Consider the following 17,772-nt stretch of genomic DNA (forward strand, 5'->3'; position numbering starts at 1 on the left):
TAGCATACTTTTGGACTGGATTGTGTATTTATTAGTGCCGAAAATGCTGCACTCCAACTTACCAATTATGCTGCATTCTTATTTACCATTTACAAACGGGCTCAGAACAGAGAAATTGCGTATATTTATGATAGTAAATTACCAGGAAATAGGCTATATTATGAAAATATGGACAGGATTGCTATTAATAGCGGTTTTTATACTTCCTTTCCTCGCTTGTGGACAAAATCCCTATCAGATCAATGGGGTAATACCTCAATTGAAGGACGGTTCCAAAGTATTTTTGATCTACGAAATAGAAGGTAAGTCTGTTGTTGATTCCACTAATTCAAGAGGTGGAAATTTTTCGTTTTCTGGGACGGTAGACTATCCTGTTTCATCGTCGCTATATCTCGATAAAAATCCTTATGTAAATAGACCCTCTCGCAATGAGCAAATGGATTTTTTTCGTTTTTACCTTGAGCCTGTCACTATGCAAATGCAAGCAAGCGACTCCTTGAAAAATATAACGATCAGTGGATCTCAAATTAATCTCGACCAAGATGCTTTTAAAAAGATGCGTAGCTCCGTAGATGATAACTTTACAGCACTTAATAAAGAATTTTATGCACTTTCAGCCAATCAACAAAACGATCCTAAAGTACGGAAGGCTTATATTGATCGGGAAAAAGGATTAATGGATGACCTATATCGTGTTCATTTAGCATTTGCTCGTCAGCATCCATCGTCCTACCTTAGTTTAATCAGTTTATCCTCTGTTGCTGGACAGGAGAAATTTATAGACGAGGTTAAAAGGATATATGCCGATTTAGCTGAGAAGCTCAAAAGCTATCCTTTGGCCAAAGAGATACCCATGCAGTTAGAATCGTCAATCAGGACCAAAGTTGGACAGGTTGCCCCCGATCTCGAACTTCAAACTCAAATGGGTACAAGTCTAAAATTATCTGAATTCCGAGGAAAGTATCTATTGGTAGACTTTTGGGCTAGTTGGTGTGGACCATGCCGCGAAGAAAATCCAAATCTAGTAGCGCTTTACAATAAATACAAAGATTCGGGATTCGAAATCTTAGGAATATCTTTGGATAAAGTAGCTCAACGCGAACAATGGGTCAAAGCAATTGCAGATGATAAGCTGAGCTGGCCACAAGTATCTGATTTAAAAGGTTGGGATAGCCAAGCAGCAAAACGTTATGGCATCAATTCCATACCAGAAAGCTTTTTGTTGGATCCTACAGGAAAAATTGTGTACCGCAACCTCAGGGGGAAAGATTTAGAAGAGAAATTACAGGCGATCTTTTCAGATAAAAGCGATCCTAAATAGCCAGTTTAGTAATATATACAATAAGCTCTATTTAGATTGGGATATTCTTGTTAGGGTCGCGAAACCTAAGTGTGAAACCGACTGAGGGGGGCTGGTAATAAAAATAGACTGATCAAATCGCTCATTAATCTAATCTATAAATAAATTCCTCAATTTCGATTTGGCTTGCATTAGCAAAACCGCGATCTGTACCAACCCTAACAAAACCACAATTTTCCAATACTTTTTGGGAACCGAGATTATCGAAAGCGACGCGCCCATACATAGGGCGGTTTGTTTCAATTGAAAGAAACGCTTTAAGTGCCTTTGTTGCAATTCCACGTCCCCAGAATTTTCGGTCAATCCAATAAGTGATCTCAGCATCACCTTCAATAACAAACTTCGCAATACTTCCTACAATTGTCCCATCAATCAGAATCGTTTGATTGTTTATACTTGGCTCATTGAGAAATTTAGCATACTTCTCAAGGTAAACTTTCTTATCTGAAGAACTACTTGAGGTAAAAGCCGCGAGATAATTTGCTTCTTCATCAAGCTGAAACTGATAATGTATTTCTAAATCCGTGTATACTGTCGGTCTAAGAGTAAGTTGAAAGTTGAGGTCATCCATGCTTTTTATATTCGGTTTATCCCCAAATATAGTAATAAATACTTTTCCTTTAGTCTTCATCGAAGTCAACCGACGACAACTTGAGGAAAAGCCGAACAGTGCTCGAACAAAGATAGAATTTAAGCCAATGTGATGTTCTTTCATTGAGCCCATATGGGGAGATGTGTAGATACCTCGATCTCTGAAACAGCATCCTGGTATTTAAACACAGTTTCAGGTACCATGTCGTTTTCGCTTATATCGACCCCCTTAACAGAGGAAAAGAGATTTAGATGCCTTTTCACAAGCGGAATGGTATGAATATATAAATGAGTTATTTTGTCCGTGCTGGAGTCACAACTAGTACTTTTCTTAGCCTTAGACCTCGCATGGCATATATGCATATTATCGGTGTAAAAAAAGATCATTTCAATCTTATTTTCAGGGTACAAGGCTTTAATATCTTGTAGCATTTGAAGATGCGTCTTATTAACGATATTGATCTCCACAGCAAAATCTTCATCGTTACTTAACAGCAACAACAGTTGTTCCTCAAATCTCCTATATCCATATTTTAAACCAAGTGCAGCATAGCTTTGAACAAAGAGATTAGGGTCAAGTATCTTGATCCCTTCGGGAATGAAATACTGCCCACAAGTACTTTTCCCAATATGAGGAGGACCAGTTATCACATATATTGTTGCCATGATCAGATACTTTGAATTGTCCCATCGCTATGCTCTTCAACCATTTGGCCATCCTTGCTATAAACCAACGGCTGTTCACGGGAAAACAAGTAGGAGCGAATGCTCGTTTGTAATTCTTGCCTCCATTGAATCTTTTCATCCGCAGACATAGTGAATGGGTCTTTTTTCATCTTTCCAGTTTTGACAAGTTGTTCTTCTTGAATTATCCTTTTCATTTAAAAATTAATTAACATTAGCTTATACGATCAATTAAATATAAACATATATTAATATAATATAAAAAAATATTAACACAAAATACGCAGGAAATTTGATAGACCGACTTTAAATTGGCAACATAATCCATTATAAAAATTAACAGACGCTGTATATTCTTTTTATCAAGAAAGTATACAAAAGAATTATACAGTTGATTGTTTAAGTTATATACTGATTTGAATTTTTTAGGGGCTGAAGTCAAAATTTAGACAACTAACTCAGAAAACCGACAAGGTATAAAAAAGTACTTTTCACTCGGGCAACTATTTCGTTTTCTTGAAGATCGTGAACTCAGTTTATTTCTGCATCCTTGGAGAACGTAAAACTTTTTTAAACTCATTAAGCTACCTCAGAATTTCGTATTCATAAACGACTCCCCAGATTTGGCTCTTATTATACGTGGGATTTTGTAAGATGAAATTCTAATAGAACGTTTCCTCCTTTAGTTTGATTTTGGTGCTGGTATAACACTTAAAACAGAAAAACCGTTTTTAACAGTGCTAAAGACGGTTTTTTGCGGAAAGGGAGGGATTCGAACCCTCGATACAGTCATCCCGTATACAGTCTTTCCAGGACTGCTCATTCGACCACTCTGACACCTTTCCGTGTTTCAGTGCACAAATGTAGCAATTTTTTAATTTATTGCAACCTTGTTCGTGTTATTTACCATCGGATTTGTTATATTCTATTGAGAATAAGCGTATTGTTTTTATTTTTTAATGAATAAAACTTATTCCTTATTTTTCGGAATGACAAATAATTATTTCGACATAAAAGGGGCGATCCTCGACATGGCACTAAAACGTACTCAGGAACGTATCACAATGATAGCATCTGCTTTAGAAACAGCAAGAGATTCAAGTAATGACGATACCAAAAGTAGTGCTGGAGACAAATATGAAACTTCGCGTGAAATGATTCAACAGGACATCAATCGCTACCAGAAACAACTCCTGGAAGCCAATAAAGATCTACAGCAGCTAATCAGTATAGAATCATTACCAAATGATGTAATGGATGTAGCCAGATTAGGAACGCTTGTTCAAACCAGTGTTGGTCTATATTTGATCGCCACAAGTATTGGAGCTGTAAAAATAGGGACCAATAATATCTTCGTCATTTCGCCTGCATCTCCAATTGGACAACTACTTATCGGAAAAAAAATAGGTGATAGTTTTGTTTTTAACAACGTTAATCAGAAAGTTATTGCAATCTACTAAGTGATGAAAATACCGAAAAATTAAACAATATGTCGATGCATCTGTTCTTATTTAGTACAGAAACGAAGAATGACATGAAATTGAATAATTTACTTTTAATCTTCTTACTTGGCGCTTTACTGTTTATTCACTCTTGTAGATCGCCCGAATCGGACGAAAAACTAAGATCAAAAATCGAGGCAGCGTTGGAAACTACTGCAGGCATCGAAGTAGATGTCGAGGAAGGGAATGTAACGTTGGATGGACAGATCGGTTCGGATTCGCTCAAGCAGGATATAGAAAACAGAACAAAATTAGCGGGGGGAGAGGGTATCAAATCCATTCACAACAATATCATTGTAAATCTTCCTGAACCAGAAGATGCCCGTGAAAAATATCATGAAATTATGGGCGGCGCGATAGATTCTACCTTAACGAGAGACGTCAATCTTGTTCTGGAAGATTTTCCAACCATTACGGCTCAGGTGAAGGAAGGAATTATAATTGCGACAGGTAATCTTGAAAAATCAAAAATCGATACACTAAAGAAAAGATTAGAGCATATCAAGCCCAAAGGTATTGATATGAAAGGTGTCACCAGTCGCTAAACAACGAAAAGAAGCTATCCATCGATTAACGGGTAGCTTCCTTCATTTGTTCATATGTTTATTTAATACCTAAGTTAAGCATTTTCTATTAGATCTCGTATAGCAACAGAAGCTATTGCCCCACCAAAGGCTGCTGGTAGATATGACATGGTACCATAAGCAGACTTTTTAAAGTTACTCCCATCAGTATATAATAATGAATCCTTGTTTGGAAGTTCAGTTGAAAATGCCACTTTCACTCCATCACGTATACCATGTTTACGCAATTTCTTACGGATATGCTGGGCCAACTTACAATTATAAGATTTACCGATATCAGCAATTTTTATTTTTGTAGGATCAACTTTGCCACCGGCGCCCATTGAACTGACAAATGGTATATTGGCTTCTAATGCTCTCCGAATAAAAAATAGTTTAGGTGTAATACTATCAATAGCTTCCACACAATAATCTGGCGCTAAATCTAGCAAAGCTGGTATTTTTTCCGGAATAATAAAATCCTGTATCACAGTTAAATCTAATTCCGGATTGATCGCCATTAATCTTTCTCGCATAATCTCAGCTTTTGCTTCACCATGATTAGTTGCCAAGGCAGGTAGCTGCCTATTACGATTGGATGGATCTACGGTGTCTCCATCAATAATGGTCATTTTTCCAACACCTGCTCGGCATATAAATTCGGCAGCAAATGATCCAACACCGCCTAATCCCAAAACCATCACATGCGAATTTGCCAATTTTTCAACCGCTGATCGACCTATCAATGCTTCGGTACGTGACAGCCAACTTAAATCTTTCATTTATCTAAATTTGTTTTTTATATTATAATGAAACCTTATAGCTATCCGACAACGTGAATAAACAGACTATGATGGCCTCATTTATTAAATACATTCTTATAATTTTGGTATAAAACCCGCTTTAACTCTTCCAATTCGATCGATCTGATCTGAGCAACGTATCGGTAAAGTGTAGCAATTTCTACGGTCGTATCTGTATCCGTTTCTAGAAACAAATGACTGAGTGAAATATTTTCTAAAAGTTCGTCTTGACTTCCGTTTAAACAATGTTTTCCTATGGAAAGATAATACCCTTGATCGATTAACTGTTGAGCCAAGGTCCAGTTCTTACGATATCCATGAAAAACAACAGCTTCGCTAAAATTCACTTTTTTCAAACAACCAACAATCTCCTGAAAAGCTCGAACACAATGAATGATCAAAGGCTTCCTATACGTTTTAGCCAAGCGAACCTGTTGATCAAACACAAGCTGTTGGTCGGCGAGGGGAGTGGCGATATTTTTGTCCATACCACATTCACCTATGGCTAAAACCTGACTCAGCGCTAATGCATCCACCATGAGTCCCAAATCATGTTCGGTATTCCCATTGATATACCATGGGTGCAAACCTACTGAACAATCCGCTTCAGAAATTATTTCCGAATGGTTCAAAGTGATATTCTTAATGGAAAGAGTAGCACCTTCTTTCACCGGATAATTCCGATGCGTATGTAGATCGATATAGGGAATCTGTGTAGCCAACGAGACAAAGGTCGAAAAAATACTTGAAGCAAAAAATATTCTCTACAAAATTAGTATAGTTTTTATTCTCCCAAGCTAGCATCTAAAGCTTCAAGAATACCAGAAGCCTTCAAAAGACATTCTTGATACTCCTGATCGGCAGCTGCCTGATTGGTAACTGCTCCACCTGTATGAAAGGAAAGGTACCTTTTTTGCTTATTGTAAAGCAATGAACGGATAACGACGTTAAAATCGAATTCATCGCGCATGGTGTCAAAGTAACCGATAGATCCTGCATAGATACCTCTCTTTCGAGCTTCAAGCTGATCGCAAATTTGCATAGCTGCAATTTTGGGAGCACCTGTCATCGAACCTGCAGGAAAGGTATTTCTAAACACATCCACATTGGTGACTTTTGGGTCTTGCATGCAGGTAATAGTTGAAATCATTTGATGCACTTGTTCGAAGGATTGAATCTCAAAAAGGCGAGTAGCCTCAACCGTTCCGGGAAGAGCACTTCGTGTCAAATCATTGCGAACCAAATCAACGATCATCACATTTTCGGCGATCTCTTTTTTTGACCTCAACATATCAGCTATAATCTGTTGGTCCTCTGTTGAATTTGTCCCCCTTTTGGCCGTCCCTTTAATTGGCTGAGAAATTAACTTTCCTTTTCTTTTCGCTAAAAATCGTTCCGGAGAAGCACTCATGATAAAATGATGTCCTACCTTGAAAAATGAACTAAAGGGAGTAGGTGATATGGTATTTAACCGGTGATAAACTTCCATAGGAGCGATATCAGCATCATCAGCAAAAAATTCCTGACAAAGGTTCACTTCATAGATGTCTCCACGCTGAATATGTGCCTGTACATTTTCAAAAGCTTTGACATATTCACACTTTGTCCAACGCGACTTTACCTGTACAGAAATTGGGGTTATCGCAGGAATCTGAGTATCCAAAATGGCCTGATAGATTTTAACAGGATCCTCGGCTTCTATATGCACTTGATCTGCCGTCCATCGAAGCGTAATTGCTGGCACAAAGAAATAAGCTTCTGGAAATTCGAGCTGATCCTTTCCTGTTGTCTTTAATTCTTCTATCTCATTCTTAAGGTCGTAAGATAGAAATCCGGGGATAAACTGAGATTGATGTAATCTCAAAAAAGTGTCGAGCTGGTCAAATACATTTTCATTTGCACGGAAAGAGAATAATGCCTTGACAGCCAGTATCTGTTCAAATTTGCCCCATTGATCCGACATCCCATTACTATTAAAGAAAGAAATTTCATCAAATTGCCCCGACCAATGCAGGGCTTTCTGATGAAATTTATCTTTAGAATCGAGAAGATCAAAACTTTCGATCCGCATAGTTTATTTTGATAAAGCTAATGTTTGTTTACGATCAGGACCTACCGATAGGATCGTGATAGGTACTTCAAGAGCTTTCTCTAAATAAGAAATATAATTTTTTAATGCTTCAGGTATTTCTTGTTCAGACGTTATACCCGTCAAATCTTGTTTCCACCCATCAATTTCTTCTAAGATAGGTTCTGCTTGATGCGTGATGATTTCATAAGGCATATAATCAATCACTTCACCATTATATTTATAATGTGTACATGCGTAGATTTTGTCGAAGGTGTCCAAAACGTCAGCCTTCATCATAATCAAATCTGTCACGCCATTCAGCATAATAGCATATTTTAAAGCCGGAATATCGATCCATCCGGTACGACGAGCACGCCCTGTAGTCGCTCCAAATTCATGACCTAATTGACGTAATTTTTCGCCAGTTTCATCGTGAAGTTCAGTAGGGAAGGGACCGCCACCTACGCGAGTAGCATATGCTTTAAAGATACCATATACCTTACCTATTTTATTTGGTGCGATACCCAGGCCTGTACAAGCTCCGGCTGTTGTGGTATTAGATGAAGTAACAAATGGATAAGAACCAAAATCAACATCCAAAAGCGTACCTTGAGCCCCCTCAGCTAACACACGTTTGCCTTCTTTCAGATATTGATTCACCAAATGCTCTGAATCCACATGCGGGATAGATTTAATGAATTCGATTGCATCTAAAAATGCTTTCTCTTTTTCACTGAAATCAGGTATTTCACCATAGTGCGAAAGAATACTTAGATGTTTTTCTTTCAACTTTTGGTAACGCTCTTGAAAATCTGGAAGTGTTGTATCACCTACACGCAAACCATTTCTACCGGTTTTATCCATGTAAGTTGGACCAATACCTTTCAGAGTGGATCCAATTTTTCCTGCACCCATTTTTGATTCTGAGGCAGCATCCAATAATTGGTGTGTCGGCAGAATAAGGTGTGCTTTACGCGCTAAAACCAAATTGCCTTTACCCACCGGATCAAAACCAGCTGTCTTAAGGTTGTCTAACTCTCTTTTTAAGATAATCGGATCGATAACGACACCATTACCAATAAGATTTAGTGTACCTTCATTGAAGATACCAGATGGAATTGTGTTGAGTACGAATTTCTTGTTATCGAATTCCAACGTGTGTCCGGCGTTAGGGCCGCCTTGGAAACGAGCGATTAAATCGTATTTTGGACAAAATACGTCTACGATTTTACCTTTACCCTCGTCACCCCATTGTAAGCCCAAAAGCACATCAACTTGCATAGCTTTTAAAGTATAGTAATTAAAATGTTATTAATAAAAATAGACTCTATTTAAAAATAAAATGTTCAGGAATTTTTCCCCTGAACATTCCTGAACAAATGTACTATTATATTTAAGAAAATATAAGATTAATTTGAAATAGCTTCGTGAGCGACGGCCTCTTCTTTTTTGTTCTTAAGTTGACAGTCTTGACATACACCATACAAATTGAGTGAGTGGTGCTTAATGTCAAATTTTAAAAGATCTCCCATGAGACTCTGAATTTGGTTGATACGTGGATCACAGAATTCAACAACCTTATTACATTCAATACAGATCACGTGATCGTGTTGTTTGAACCCGTAAGACTTCTCAAATTGTGCCATGTTCCTTCCAAATTGGTGTTTTGTAACCAAATCACAAGAGACCAAAAGTTCTAGGGTATTATAAACTGTAGCACGACTGACACGATATTTCTTGTTCTTCATATGAATATACAAAGACTCTACATCAAAGTGATCAGTACGTGAATAAATCTCTTCCAAAATCGCATAGCGCTCTGGTGTTTTTCTTAGATTTTTATTTTCTAAGTAGGCTTCAAAGATTTTTTTTACAGTTGCAAAATTTTCAGCTTGATTCATAGTAAAAATATTCTTGTACAAATTTACCAATTAAGATTGATATTTCCTCTATTAAAAATAGTGCTTAATAGTAGTCGCCTTAGCGAAATTTTCAATCCAACACTTGGTTATTAATTTTCCGATTCATATCGATTGACACCTGTTATCCCTCTGACTTGCTTTAAATTTCTCATCAAACTTTCAAGCTGAGCAGTATCATTCACATAGACCATAATATTACCATCAAAAATACCTTCGTTACTTGAAATTGACAAGGACCGAATATTAACAGCAAATTCTTGCGAAATAACAGTTGTAAGCTTATTTACTAATCCAACATCATCTATGCCAACGATATGTAAACCTGTCAAAAATGCAGAATCTTTTGTAGAAGCCCAACGTGCTTTTAAAATTCTATAGCCATAATTTGCCATCAGCTTGGAAGCATTTGGACAGCTCGTACGGTGAATTTTTATACCATCATTTACGGTCAAAAATCCAAAGACATCATCACCAGGGATAGGATTACAACAGGGCGCTAGGGTATAATCGACTTTCTGCATATCGTCCCCGATTAAGATCGTGTCGAATTCCTTCTTATTTATCTTTTCAACTAGTCCACCTATGTGGGTATTAAATTGATTTCCTGATGAAGAACTTACATTAATTTCAACTGCTTTTTCATGCGCGACATATTCTCTCAGTTGCCTGATATCAACAATTCCCTTAGCAACATTGTAGAAAAGATCCTGCGAACTGGGGTATTTTAAAAAATTGGCAATTTTGTTAATATTATCCGTATTATAGGTAACTTTTAGCGATTTCAACTTACGTTCCAAAATCTCTTTCCCATCCTCCGCAACTCTTCTCTTTTCCTCTTTTAGAGAAGATCTGATTTTGGATTTGGCTTTTGCAGTCACAACAAAATTCAACCAATCCTCCTTAGGTGACTGCTTGCTTGATGTAATAATCTCTACCTGATCCCCATTTTGCAAAATATGACTTAAAGGAACGAGTTTGTGATTTACTTTGGCGCCAATACAACTTGCCCCAATATCAGAGTGGATCTCAAAGGCAAAATCTAAAGCAGTGGCATTGTTGGGTAGTTGAATCAGTGTTCCTTTGGGAGTGAATATAAAAATCTCATCGGAGAAAAGATTCATCTTAAAATCATCCACAAAATCCATCGCATTCTGATCCGGACTACTTAAGACATCGCGCACCTTTTTGATCCATTGATCCAGGCCGGAATCGGAATTTGATTCTTTATACTTCCAATGTGCTGCGAACCCTTTTTCCGCAATTTCATTCATCCGTTTAGTTCGAATCTGAACTTCGACCCATTGCCCTTTAGGCCCCATTACCGTAGTATGTAAAGACTCATAACCATTCCCTTTTGGAGACGAAATCCAATCCCGAAGACGGTCGGGGTTAGGGCGATACAAATCTGTGACAATAGAATAGACTTTCCAACATTCGGTCTTTTCTTTCTCATCCACAGCATCTATTACAATACGTATAGCAAACAAATCATAAACCTCCTCAAAAGGAATCGATTTTTTTCGCATCTTATTCCAAATAGAGTGGATTGATTTAGGTCGTCCAAATACGGACGCCTTAATACCCTGTTCCTCCAATATCTCTTTGATGGGACCAATAAAATCGCCTATAAATTTTTCGCGCTCGGCTTTTTTCTCATTCAGTTTTCGAGCGATAAATTTATAGGTATCCGGATCGGTAAATTTCATCGAGAGATCTTCCAATTCAGATTTTATCGCATACAGCCCAAGACGATGCGCTAATGGTGCATAAAGGTAACTTGTCTCCGAAGCAATCTTCAACTGCTTATCCCTGGCCATAAATTCCATGGTGCGCATATTGTGCAACCGATCTGCCAATTTAATGAGAATTACACGAACATCGTCAGCCAGTGTGAGCAACATTTTCCTGAAATTCTCCGCTTGCATGGAACTATTTGGATCAAAAATCCCTGAAATCTTGGTAAGCCCATCGATAATTCGGCGAACTTTCTTACCAAACATTTCTTCAATTTCATCCAATGTAACATTGGTATCTTCAACTACATCATGGAGCAAGGCGCATACAATAGATGTTGTTCCTAAGCCAATCTCTTCAGCAGCAATCTGGGCAACAGCAATAGGGTGATAGATATAAGGCTCTCCTGATTTGCGTCGCATCTCTTTATGACTATCCAATGCTAAATCAAATGCCTTTCGGATCTCCTGCTTGTCTCCGCGTTGTAAAGTTGGCTTACAAGCGCGCAACAATGCACGGTAACGTTTCCTAATCTCTTTGTTTTCTGCTTCAATATCAATCACATAATCTTTCATAAACGTTGCAGGTAAATGATGTTTTTTGAGTAAATTTGTGTAATTTAGTTAATGTATTCTTGAATACTATTTTCAAGCTAACTTATTTTGTAATAAATCTACCAAAATATTATAGCATTGACAAATTAAAAAGCGTTATATAATTGCCCAAATGAAGACAATATTATTTTGTTTGCTTTTCCTCACAGGGACTTTGTCCGTATGGGCACAGTCTCAATCACTCACTCTTCCTTTATACGGAGAAGGTGCGCAGGAGACCGTAAACAGTTATATGACAACAACCTTGGCAAACGGAGAGGTGTTACCCTGGTTTCCGATTCCAGAGGTCACTGTCGTGGCCAAAAGAACCTGGTCAAGTGAAGAAGCACGAAGAGAATATCTCCGCTTTAGAAGAAATGTTCTAAAGGTTCTTCCTTATGCGATATATGCGCAAAAAAGATATGATCAGCTAGACAGAGATCTCGCGCTGACTTCGGATAAAAAGGAACATAAAGCATTGGTTGAAAAATGTGAAAGTGACGTAAAACAGATGTTTGACCGAGAAATCAAAAATATGACTATTTCACAAGGCAAAATACTCATTAAATTGATCGATCGTTATACGGGACATACTGGCTATGAAATGGTAAAGGAAATGAAAGGTGGGATTTCCGCTTTTTTCTATCAGGGAGTTGCGAAAATATTCGGTCACAACCTAAAGTCAACTTATGACCCAAAAGAAGACTTTGCCATTGAAAATATCATTAGGGAATTCGAAAAGTCGAGACCTCAACCTGTCATGTGACCAATCAAACCAAAACCAGATGAAAACAGTATACGACTTTGACGCACTTCAGTTTAACGGTAAAAAAAAATCCCTCGCTGACTTTGAAGGTAAAGTTTTACTCATCGTCAATACTGCCAGCCAATGTCTCTTTACCAGACAATTTAAATCGCTCGAAAAACTCTACCAAAAATATAAAGACCAAGGCTTCGAAATTCTGGCATTTCCAGCAAATAACTTTCGTAACCAGGAACCGTTAACCGGCGGTACGCTAGAGACATTCTGCCGGATCAATCAACAGGTGAGTTTCCCTGTTTTTAAGCGTAGCCATGTTATCGGCGAATATACAACACCTCTATACAGTTTTCTGTCGAGCAAAGATCAAAATGGACATATTAACAGTAAACCTTCCTGGAATTTCCACAAATATCTGGTAAACAAAAAAGGAGAGGTCATTGATTTCTATTATCCGACTACTTCGCCATTGTCAAGTAAAATTTGCCGCAATATCGAGCGTCTTTTACAAGAGTAAACTATAAACTGCTTACATTTGCGACAGCTTCCCCACAGCGCAGGCCAAGTCGCATATCGACTTAGGATCAATAACTACGCGGGATTAGTAAAGGCTTTCTGCCAAAACTATCCATCGGTCAATTGGAATGATTTATCATAAAAAGGGAAGCCAATTTAAAGAGAGAAATATTATATGTTAAAATTAGATTTGCTTATCATTGCTGTACATCCAGATGACGCCGAGCTAGGCGCCGGAGGTGTGATGGCAAAATATGTTGCTGAAGGAAAAAAGGTAGGAATTGTTGATTTAACCCAAGGTGAGCTCGGCACACGCGGCACAGCGGAGACCAGAGCACAGGAAGCTAAAGATGCTGCCGAAATATTAGGGCTGGCCGTTAGAGAAAATCTTGGCCTAAGAGATGGTTTCTTTGAAAATGCTGAAAAAGAAAAAATGGCTGTAATAAGGGCCATCCGCAAATACCAACCGGAAATTATCATTACAAATGCCATTACGGATCGTCACCCAGACCACGGAAGAGCCGGACAGATGATCAACGAAGCCTGCTTTCTTGCCGGCTTGAGAAAGGTAGAAACTTTTGATCAGGACAATATTTCTCAGGAGGCCTACCGCCCCCGATTGGTGCTGCAATTTGTACAGGACTATTATATCAAACCTGATGTTGTCATTGATATAACGGATTATTATCACATTAAAGAAAAATCTGTATTAGCTTACAAAACTCAATTTTATACCGGAGAAAATGTAAACCCGGATGAACCACAGACTTATATTTCTAATCCGGATTTCATGGAATCAACTGCTGCTAGAGCGCGAGAATTTGGACGGTACATCCAAGCGAAATATGCGGAAGGGTTTACTTCAAAGAAGATACTTGGCGTTGATGATTTATTTCATCTGAAGTAGAACTTATCTGGTACTATAGTAAAATAAAAGGCGGGATTATTCATGTTTTAACTAGAATCGTCCCGCATAATTCCTGAAACAAAATTTACAAACCGATTTTATGGAAACAATACCAGCGGCATGCTGATTTTACTGGTGTTTATCCCAACAAAACTATCGTCTAGACAATTATCGGGAACACAACCCTCAGAAGAAACTAGACCATTGTTTTTAGCTTCAAAATAAGTCTTCGGCCTTTTCTTTTTATCAGCCGATCTTCTTTGCTTTCTAATAAACTTGACCCGGCGTGGACGTTTCTTAACCTTTTAGGAAATAAATCCTTTTACATACTGTTTTGTGATTTCATTCTGCGGATTCAATAAAACTTGTTCCGTTGGTCCAAACTCAAGAATTTCTCCACCATAGACAAACAAAATATAGTCAGAAACGCGTCGCGCCTGTCGCAATATATGCGTCACCAATACAATGGTATAATCTTTCTTCAATTCAATTAATAATTCCTCAATTTTAGCAGTAGAAAGGGGATCTAATGCAGAGGTCGATTCATCCCCAAGGATAATCTCGGGCTCTACAGCCAAACCTCTTGCAAGACAAAGCCTTTGTTGCTGACCAATGGACAATCCGCTGGCCGAATGTCCAAGTCGATCCTTAACTTCGTCCCATAGAGCCACATTTCGCAATTGCGTCTCTACAATTCTATCCAATTCCTTTTTGCTTCGTGTACCATGTATACGGGGGCCATAAGCCACATTATCATAGATCGACATTGGTAACGGGTAGGGCTTTTGGGATAAGAGGCCCATTTTCTTACGAATATGTGTTACCTCAGCATTTCTACCATAAATATCCTCACCATTAACGAGAACAGAACCCGTTATTTCAACACCCTTGGTATCATCTACCAATCTATTAAGCGTCTTTAAAAGCGTAGTCTTTCCACAACCCGAAGGACCAATAATAGAAGTTACACTATTGTTAGGCAGGGCAAGATTAATGTTTTTGAGTATATGTCGGCCGTCAATATGGACATTAAGATCCTTGATTTCAATGTGTGGATCGCTCAAGGGGTCTGTTATCGACGATTTTTTTGTTTCGATTGAAGGATATGAGTGCATACTACAATAATTAAAATAATGATTGTTAAAACTAAAGCTGAAGCATAAGCGCGACCCTGAACTTCAGGAATAGGACTACTTAACTGAAAAAATATGGCCAATGGCAACGTTGCTGCCGGTTCATCAATATATTTTGGAAGATTATCACTAAAACCAGTTGTCAATAAAACGCCTGCAACATCACCAATAGCACGTCCAAAAGCCAGTAAAATCGCAGTAAGAAGCCCTGTTCGGATGCTCTTTAGCATAACCTTAGCCAATTCCCAGCGTGTCGTCCCTAGCGAAAGAGTGACATTCTTTAGGTCTTCAGGAATGGTTTTGATCAATTCATCCACGGTACGAACCACAATTGGAATGGTCAGCAGTGTCACTGTAATGATACCTCCCAATAGTGATGCTCGAATACCTAAATAAACCATAATCCCAAAACCAACAGCCCCATACACGATAGAAGGTACGCCATACAATACATCAAACAACAGTTTAGAAAGTTGTGTCACTTTTGATTTTGTTCCCAAATAAACATTAAGGTACAACGAAATCGGAATTCCTATAATTGCAGACAAGGCTGTTGCCACACCTGCTAAATAAAGAGAACCCAAAATCGCATTCAAAATCCCACCTTCTTTTCCAATATAAAACCCACCTTTTGGTAACTGACTAACCATCTCCCAACTGAGATAAGGAAGCCCCTTATACAAGATAGTTCCTACGATAAAAAATAGGGAAGCAGTCACAGTTATCCCAGAGAGATGCATAAAACCTTTGGCTACCTTTTCACTCAATAGCCGTCTTTTCGTATTATCCATGCTGAGCTCCTTCCAGTCGTCTCAATATAAGACGAGATATTAAGTTAAAAACAAATATGATTACAAACAGCAGCAACGCGGAGAACATTAATGCAGATTCATAGAGTGGAATTGACATCATTTCCCCAAAATTATTGGCTATTAATGCTGGAATTGGATATCCCGCATCAAATACCGAAGTCGGTACTTTTGCAACATTGCCACAGACCATCAATACCGCAATTGTTTCACCAAAGGCCCTAGATGTTGACAAAACAATTGCAGCCACAATCCCAGGTCTAGCTTTCTTCAGAATAACATGTTTGATGGTGTCCCATTTTGTCGCACCCAAGGATAGCGAAGCCGCTTTTAACTCATAGGGTATCGTTTGAAGCACCTCTACCATAATAGAAATCATAATGGGAAAAATCATCACCGCTAATACAATTCCACCGGCAAGCACAGAATAACCCGATGTAACAACCCCAAAGACGGGAGCTATATACAACTGAATTAAAGGCACAATAAATAACACACCCCAAACACCATAAAGAACCGGTGGTATTGCCGCTAAAATATTGACCAACGGAAACATCATATTCTTTAAGGCATCCGAAGCATATTCAGTCAAATAAACAGCAGTCAGTATACAAAGCGGAATCGCAATAGCAAGAGAAATCAAGGTAACAGCAAGCGTACCTGCAATAAAAGGCAAAAAGCCAAACGACCCTTTCATTGGTGACCAAACCTTGTCGGTTAACAGTTGAAAGATATTACTATATTCAAATAACGGAATCGATTTTATGGTTAAACCAACTGCAATAATCACCACAACTGAAAGTGAAATCAGTAAGAGGAGCAAAGTGGATCGCTTGACCAGTGTATCTTTAACGAGACGAGTATTTAGCATGCTATAACTTATTAAGTTCTTCTTTTATCAGTGTTTCATTTAGTGGGACATAACCATTTTCAAGGAGTTGCGATTGCGCCTGTTTCTGGAGCACAAAAGAAATAAACTCCTTCAACAGAAGGGATTCGGTTTTATTACGCGTTACAAAGGTTAATTCTCTTGAAGGTGGAGCAGGATATTTCACCGTAGCAACGGCCTCAGTCAAATTAGATAGTGTACCATAAAACTGCTCATCATCTTCAACATGTCCATTTTTATTCAGATCCAAAGGAACAACAGCAATACGGTCAAAGACCTTGTTAGTTTTTAGATTATAAACGTAGTTAATGTTATTGAATCCAATCCCATTGATATCATCCTTAATAGCTTGGGCAATCCCGGGGTCACCAAAAATGCCAATACCTTGCAGATCTTCCTGCTTATGACCAAAAAATTTGGCCCATGTTTCAGCTGCTCCAGCGGCATCGGAACGCACATACACGTTGATAGGATCCGCTGTAAACTGAGAATCGATCTCTTTCCAGGTCTTAAACTTTCGATTCACAAAAATATTCAGCAATTCTTCGCGACTCAAACCACGCTTCAAAATAGCAGGATAATTAGGGTTCTCAGGATTAATTGTACAGATAACAGCATCTTTTGCAACAATAATCGGAGCAGCTCCTTTTTTTATTTCTTGCTCATGCAGATCTCTCGACACCATCCCGATATCAACCATCCCTGTAAGAACATCTGCAATCCCTTTTCCAGCACCTCCAGCTGAAATATTGAAGCGAACATTCGGGTGTATTTTTTTAAAATCTTCACTCCAAACCACTGCCAAAGGATAAAGGGCAAATGCACCGGACAAAGAAATATTCCCTTCAAAACCATGTTCCTTGCTGTAACCATTTTTAACTTTCGGCGCACAGGAAGTCATTTTAAATACGATTACACAGCTTAAAATCAGAACT

At 38.3% G+C, this 17,772-nt stretch carries 19 protein-coding genes and 1 tRNA gene; 6 read left to right on the forward strand and 14 right to left on the reverse strand.

All coding sequences use genetic code 11. The features are described from left to right. Positions 1 to 1,321: redoxin domain-containing protein (locus tag L1283_RS22335; protein ID WP_429626463.1), on the forward strand; the 1,321-nt coding region annotated here is incomplete at its 5' end. A 124-nt stretch (positions 1,322 to 1,445) separates the two neighbouring features. Here L1283_RS22335 and L1283_RS22340 read toward each other — a convergent pair. The 4 genes from L1283_RS22340 to L1283_RS22355 form a co-directional block, all read right to left on the reverse strand. Continuing rightward, entirely contained in the window at positions 1,446 to 2,075 is a 630-nt protein-coding gene (locus L1283_RS22340; protein ID WP_286848219.1) for a GNAT family N-acetyltransferase, read from the reverse strand. Next, positions 2,072 to 2,617 (reverse strand): hypothetical protein, encoded by a 546-nt coding sequence (locus L1283_RS22345; RefSeq protein ID WP_088161565.1) that lies wholly within the window; start codon positions 2,615 to 2,617, stop codon positions 2,072 to 2,074. The genes L1283_RS22340 and L1283_RS22345 overlap by 4 nt, the downstream gene beginning before the upstream one ends. A gap of 2 nt (positions 2,618 to 2,619) precedes the next feature. Further along, a complete protein-coding gene (locus L1283_RS22350) occupies positions 2,620 to 2,832 on the reverse strand; it encodes a hypothetical protein (protein WP_075992629.1) in 213 nt (70 codons plus the stop codon). Between the two features lie 560 nt (positions 2,833 to 3,392). After that, positions 3,393 to 3,480 (reverse strand) — tRNA-Ser (locus L1283_RS22355). A 114-nt stretch (positions 3,481 to 3,594) separates the two neighbouring features. Here L1283_RS22355 and L1283_RS22360 point away from each other — a divergent pair. Continuing rightward, positions 3,595 to 4,095 (forward strand): GreA/GreB family elongation factor, encoded by a 501-nt coding sequence (locus L1283_RS22360; RefSeq protein WP_088161564.1) that lies wholly within the window; start codon positions 3,595 to 3,597, stop codon positions 4,093 to 4,095. Between the two features lie 35 nt (positions 4,096 to 4,130). Further along, entirely contained in the window at positions 4,131 to 4,682 is a 552-nt protein-coding gene (locus L1283_RS22365; RefSeq protein ID WP_157698454.1) for a BON domain-containing protein, read from the forward strand. A 74-nt stretch (positions 4,683 to 4,756) separates the two neighbouring features. On the opposite strand, the gene L1283_RS22370 is transcribed toward L1283_RS22365, so the two are convergent. The 6 genes from L1283_RS22370 to L1283_RS22395 form a co-directional block, all read right to left on the reverse strand. Next, positions 4,757 to 5,482, reverse strand: coding sequence for a tRNA threonylcarbamoyladenosine dehydratase (locus L1283_RS22370; RefSeq protein WP_075992627.1), 726 nt, complete (start codon positions 5,480 to 5,482; stop codon positions 4,757 to 4,759). Between the two features lie 77 nt (positions 5,483 to 5,559). Beyond that, positions 5,560 to 6,225: a TatD family hydrolase gene (locus tag L1283_RS22375; RefSeq protein WP_286848223.1), complete on the reverse strand. Its 666-nt coding sequence runs from the start codon at positions 6,223 to 6,225 to the stop codon at positions 5,560 to 5,562. A 62-nt stretch (positions 6,226 to 6,287) separates the two neighbouring features. Beyond that, a complete protein-coding gene (locus tag L1283_RS22380; protein WP_145330056.1) occupies positions 6,288 to 7,574 on the reverse strand; it encodes an anthranilate synthase component I family protein in 1,287 nt (428 codons plus the stop codon). A 3-nt stretch (positions 7,575 to 7,577) separates the two neighbouring features. Continuing rightward, complete coding sequence (locus tag L1283_RS22385; RefSeq protein WP_070564133.1) at positions 7,578 to 8,855, reverse strand: adenylosuccinate synthase; 1,278 nt, start codon at positions 8,853 to 8,855, stop codon at positions 7,578 to 7,580. Positions 8,856 to 8,983: 128 nt separating this feature from the next. Next, positions 8,984 to 9,475, reverse strand: coding sequence for a Fur family transcriptional regulator (locus tag L1283_RS22390; RefSeq protein WP_075992626.1), 492 nt, complete (start codon positions 9,473 to 9,475; stop codon positions 8,984 to 8,986). 110 nt (positions 9,476 to 9,585) lie between these two features. Then, positions 9,586 to 11,805, reverse strand: coding sequence for a RelA/SpoT family protein (locus tag L1283_RS22395; RefSeq protein WP_070564136.1), 2,220 nt, complete (start codon positions 11,803 to 11,805; stop codon positions 9,586 to 9,588). A gap of 151 nt (positions 11,806 to 11,956) precedes the next feature. Here L1283_RS22395 and L1283_RS22400 point away from each other — a divergent pair, with 151 nt between their 5' ends. The 3 genes from L1283_RS22400 (at position 11,957) to bshB1 (ending at position 14,006) form a co-directional block, all read left to right on the forward strand. Continuing rightward, positions 11,957 to 12,589: a DUF4294 domain-containing protein gene (locus tag L1283_RS22400; RefSeq protein ID WP_088161561.1), complete on the forward strand. Its 633-nt coding sequence runs from the start codon at positions 11,957 to 11,959 to the stop codon at positions 12,587 to 12,589. Positions 12,590 to 12,608: 19 nt separating this feature from the next. After that, positions 12,609 to 13,100 (forward strand): glutathione peroxidase, encoded by a 492-nt coding sequence (locus L1283_RS22405; RefSeq protein ID WP_075992623.1) that lies wholly within the window; start codon positions 12,609 to 12,611, stop codon positions 13,098 to 13,100. Positions 13,101 to 13,274: 174 nt separating this feature from the next. Continuing rightward, positions 13,275 to 14,006, forward strand: a complete 732-nt coding sequence (bshB1, locus tag L1283_RS22410; RefSeq protein ID WP_088161560.1) for a bacillithiol biosynthesis deacetylase BshB1 — start codon at positions 13,275 to 13,277, stop codon at positions 14,004 to 14,006. Positions 14,007 to 14,311: 305 nt separating this feature from the next. On the opposite strand, the gene L1283_RS22415 is transcribed toward bshB1, so the two are convergent. The 4 genes from L1283_RS22415 to L1283_RS22430 are packed head-to-tail and all read right to left on the reverse strand — an operon-like array spanning position 14,312 to position 17,738. Next, positions 14,312 to 15,121 (reverse strand): phosphate ABC transporter ATP-binding protein, encoded by an 810-nt coding sequence (locus tag L1283_RS22415; protein ID WP_075992621.1) that lies wholly within the window; start codon positions 15,119 to 15,121, stop codon positions 14,312 to 14,314. Beyond that, on the reverse strand, positions 15,079 to 15,930 hold the full coding sequence (locus tag L1283_RS22420) for a PstA family ABC transporter permease (protein WP_075992620.1): 852 nt from the start codon (positions 15,928 to 15,930) through the stop codon (positions 15,079 to 15,081). Before L1283_RS22420 ends, L1283_RS22415 begins: the two co-directional genes overlap by 43 nt. Beyond that, positions 15,923 to 16,819, reverse strand: a complete 897-nt coding sequence (pstC, locus tag L1283_RS22425) for a phosphate ABC transporter permease subunit PstC (RefSeq protein ID WP_075992619.1) — start codon at positions 16,817 to 16,819, stop codon at positions 15,923 to 15,925. Before pstC ends, L1283_RS22420 begins: the two co-directional genes overlap by 8 nt. A 1-nt stretch (position 16,820) precedes the next feature. Beyond that, positions 16,821 to 17,738, reverse strand: a complete 918-nt coding sequence (locus L1283_RS22430; protein WP_429626464.1) for a PstS family phosphate ABC transporter substrate-binding protein — start codon at positions 17,736 to 17,738, stop codon at positions 16,821 to 16,823. Positions 17,739 to 17,772: the final 34 nt, after the last annotated feature.

Origin of the sequence: Sphingobacterium sp. HSC-15S19, assembly GCF_050433745.1 — a bacterium.
Taxonomy (GTDB): domain Bacteria; phylum Bacteroidota; class Bacteroidia; order Sphingobacteriales; family Sphingobacteriaceae; genus Sphingobacterium; species Sphingobacterium siyangense.

What these genes read in the sequence shown, in the direction of transcription:
- L1283_RS22415 (WP_075992621.1), bottom strand. Translation starts at nt 15,121, where the DNA reads ATGCACTCATATCCTTCAATCGAAACAAAAAAATCGTCGATAACAGAC.
- L1283_RS22400 (WP_088161561.1), top strand. Translation starts at nt 11,957, where the DNA reads ATGAAGACAATATTATTTTGTTTGCTTTTCCTCACAGGGACTTTGTCC.
- L1283_RS22420 (WP_075992620.1), bottom strand. Translation starts at nt 15,930, where the DNA reads ATGGATAATACGAAAAGACGGCTATTGAGTGAAAAGGTAGCCAAAGGT.
- L1283_RS22385 (WP_070564133.1), bottom strand. Translation starts at nt 8,855, where the DNA reads ATGCAAGTTGATGTGCTTTTGGGCTTACAATGGGGTGACGAGGGTAAA.
- L1283_RS22340 (WP_286848219.1), bottom strand. Translation starts at nt 2,075, where the DNA reads ATGAAAGAACATCACATTGGCTTAAATTCTATCTTTGTTCGAGCACTG.
- L1283_RS22390 (WP_075992626.1), bottom strand. Translation starts at nt 9,475, where the DNA reads ATGAATCAAGCTGAAAATTTTGCAACTGTAAAAAAAATCTTTGAAGCC.
- L1283_RS22370 (WP_075992627.1), bottom strand. Translation starts at nt 5,482, where the DNA reads ATGAAAGATTTAAGTTGGCTGTCACGTACCGAAGCATTGATAGGTCGA.
- L1283_RS22380 (WP_145330056.1), bottom strand. Translation starts at nt 7,574, where the DNA reads ATGCGGATCGAAAGTTTTGATCTTCTCGATTCTAAAGATAAATTTCAT.
- L1283_RS22350 (WP_075992629.1), bottom strand. Translation starts at nt 2,832, where the DNA reads ATGAAAAGGATAATTCAAGAAGAACAACTTGTCAAAACTGGAAAGATG.
- pstC (WP_075992619.1), bottom strand. Translation starts at nt 16,819, where the DNA reads ATGCTAAATACTCGTCTCGTTAAAGATACACTGGTCAAGCGATCCACT.
- L1283_RS22360 (WP_088161564.1), top strand. Translation starts at nt 3,595, where the DNA reads ATGAATAAAACTTATTCCTTATTTTTCGGAATGACAAATAATTATTTC.
- L1283_RS22405 (WP_075992623.1), top strand. Translation starts at nt 12,609, where the DNA reads ATGAAAACAGTATACGACTTTGACGCACTTCAGTTTAACGGTAAAAAA.
- bshB1 (WP_088161560.1), top strand. Translation starts at nt 13,275, where the DNA reads ATGTTAAAATTAGATTTGCTTATCATTGCTGTACATCCAGATGACGCC.
- L1283_RS22345 (WP_088161565.1), bottom strand. Translation starts at nt 2,617, where the DNA reads ATGGCAACAATATATGTGATAACTGGTCCTCCTCATATTGGGAAAAGT.
- L1283_RS22365 (WP_157698454.1), top strand. Translation starts at nt 4,131, where the DNA reads ATGCATCTGTTCTTATTTAGTACAGAAACGAAGAATGACATGAAATTG.
- L1283_RS22395 (WP_070564136.1), bottom strand. Translation starts at nt 11,805, where the DNA reads ATGAAAGATTATGTGATTGATATTGAAGCAGAAAACAAAGAGATTAGG.
- L1283_RS22430 (WP_429626464.1), bottom strand. Translation starts at nt 17,738, where the DNA reads ATGACTTCCTGTGCGCCGAAAGTTAAAAATGGTTACAGCAAGGAACAT.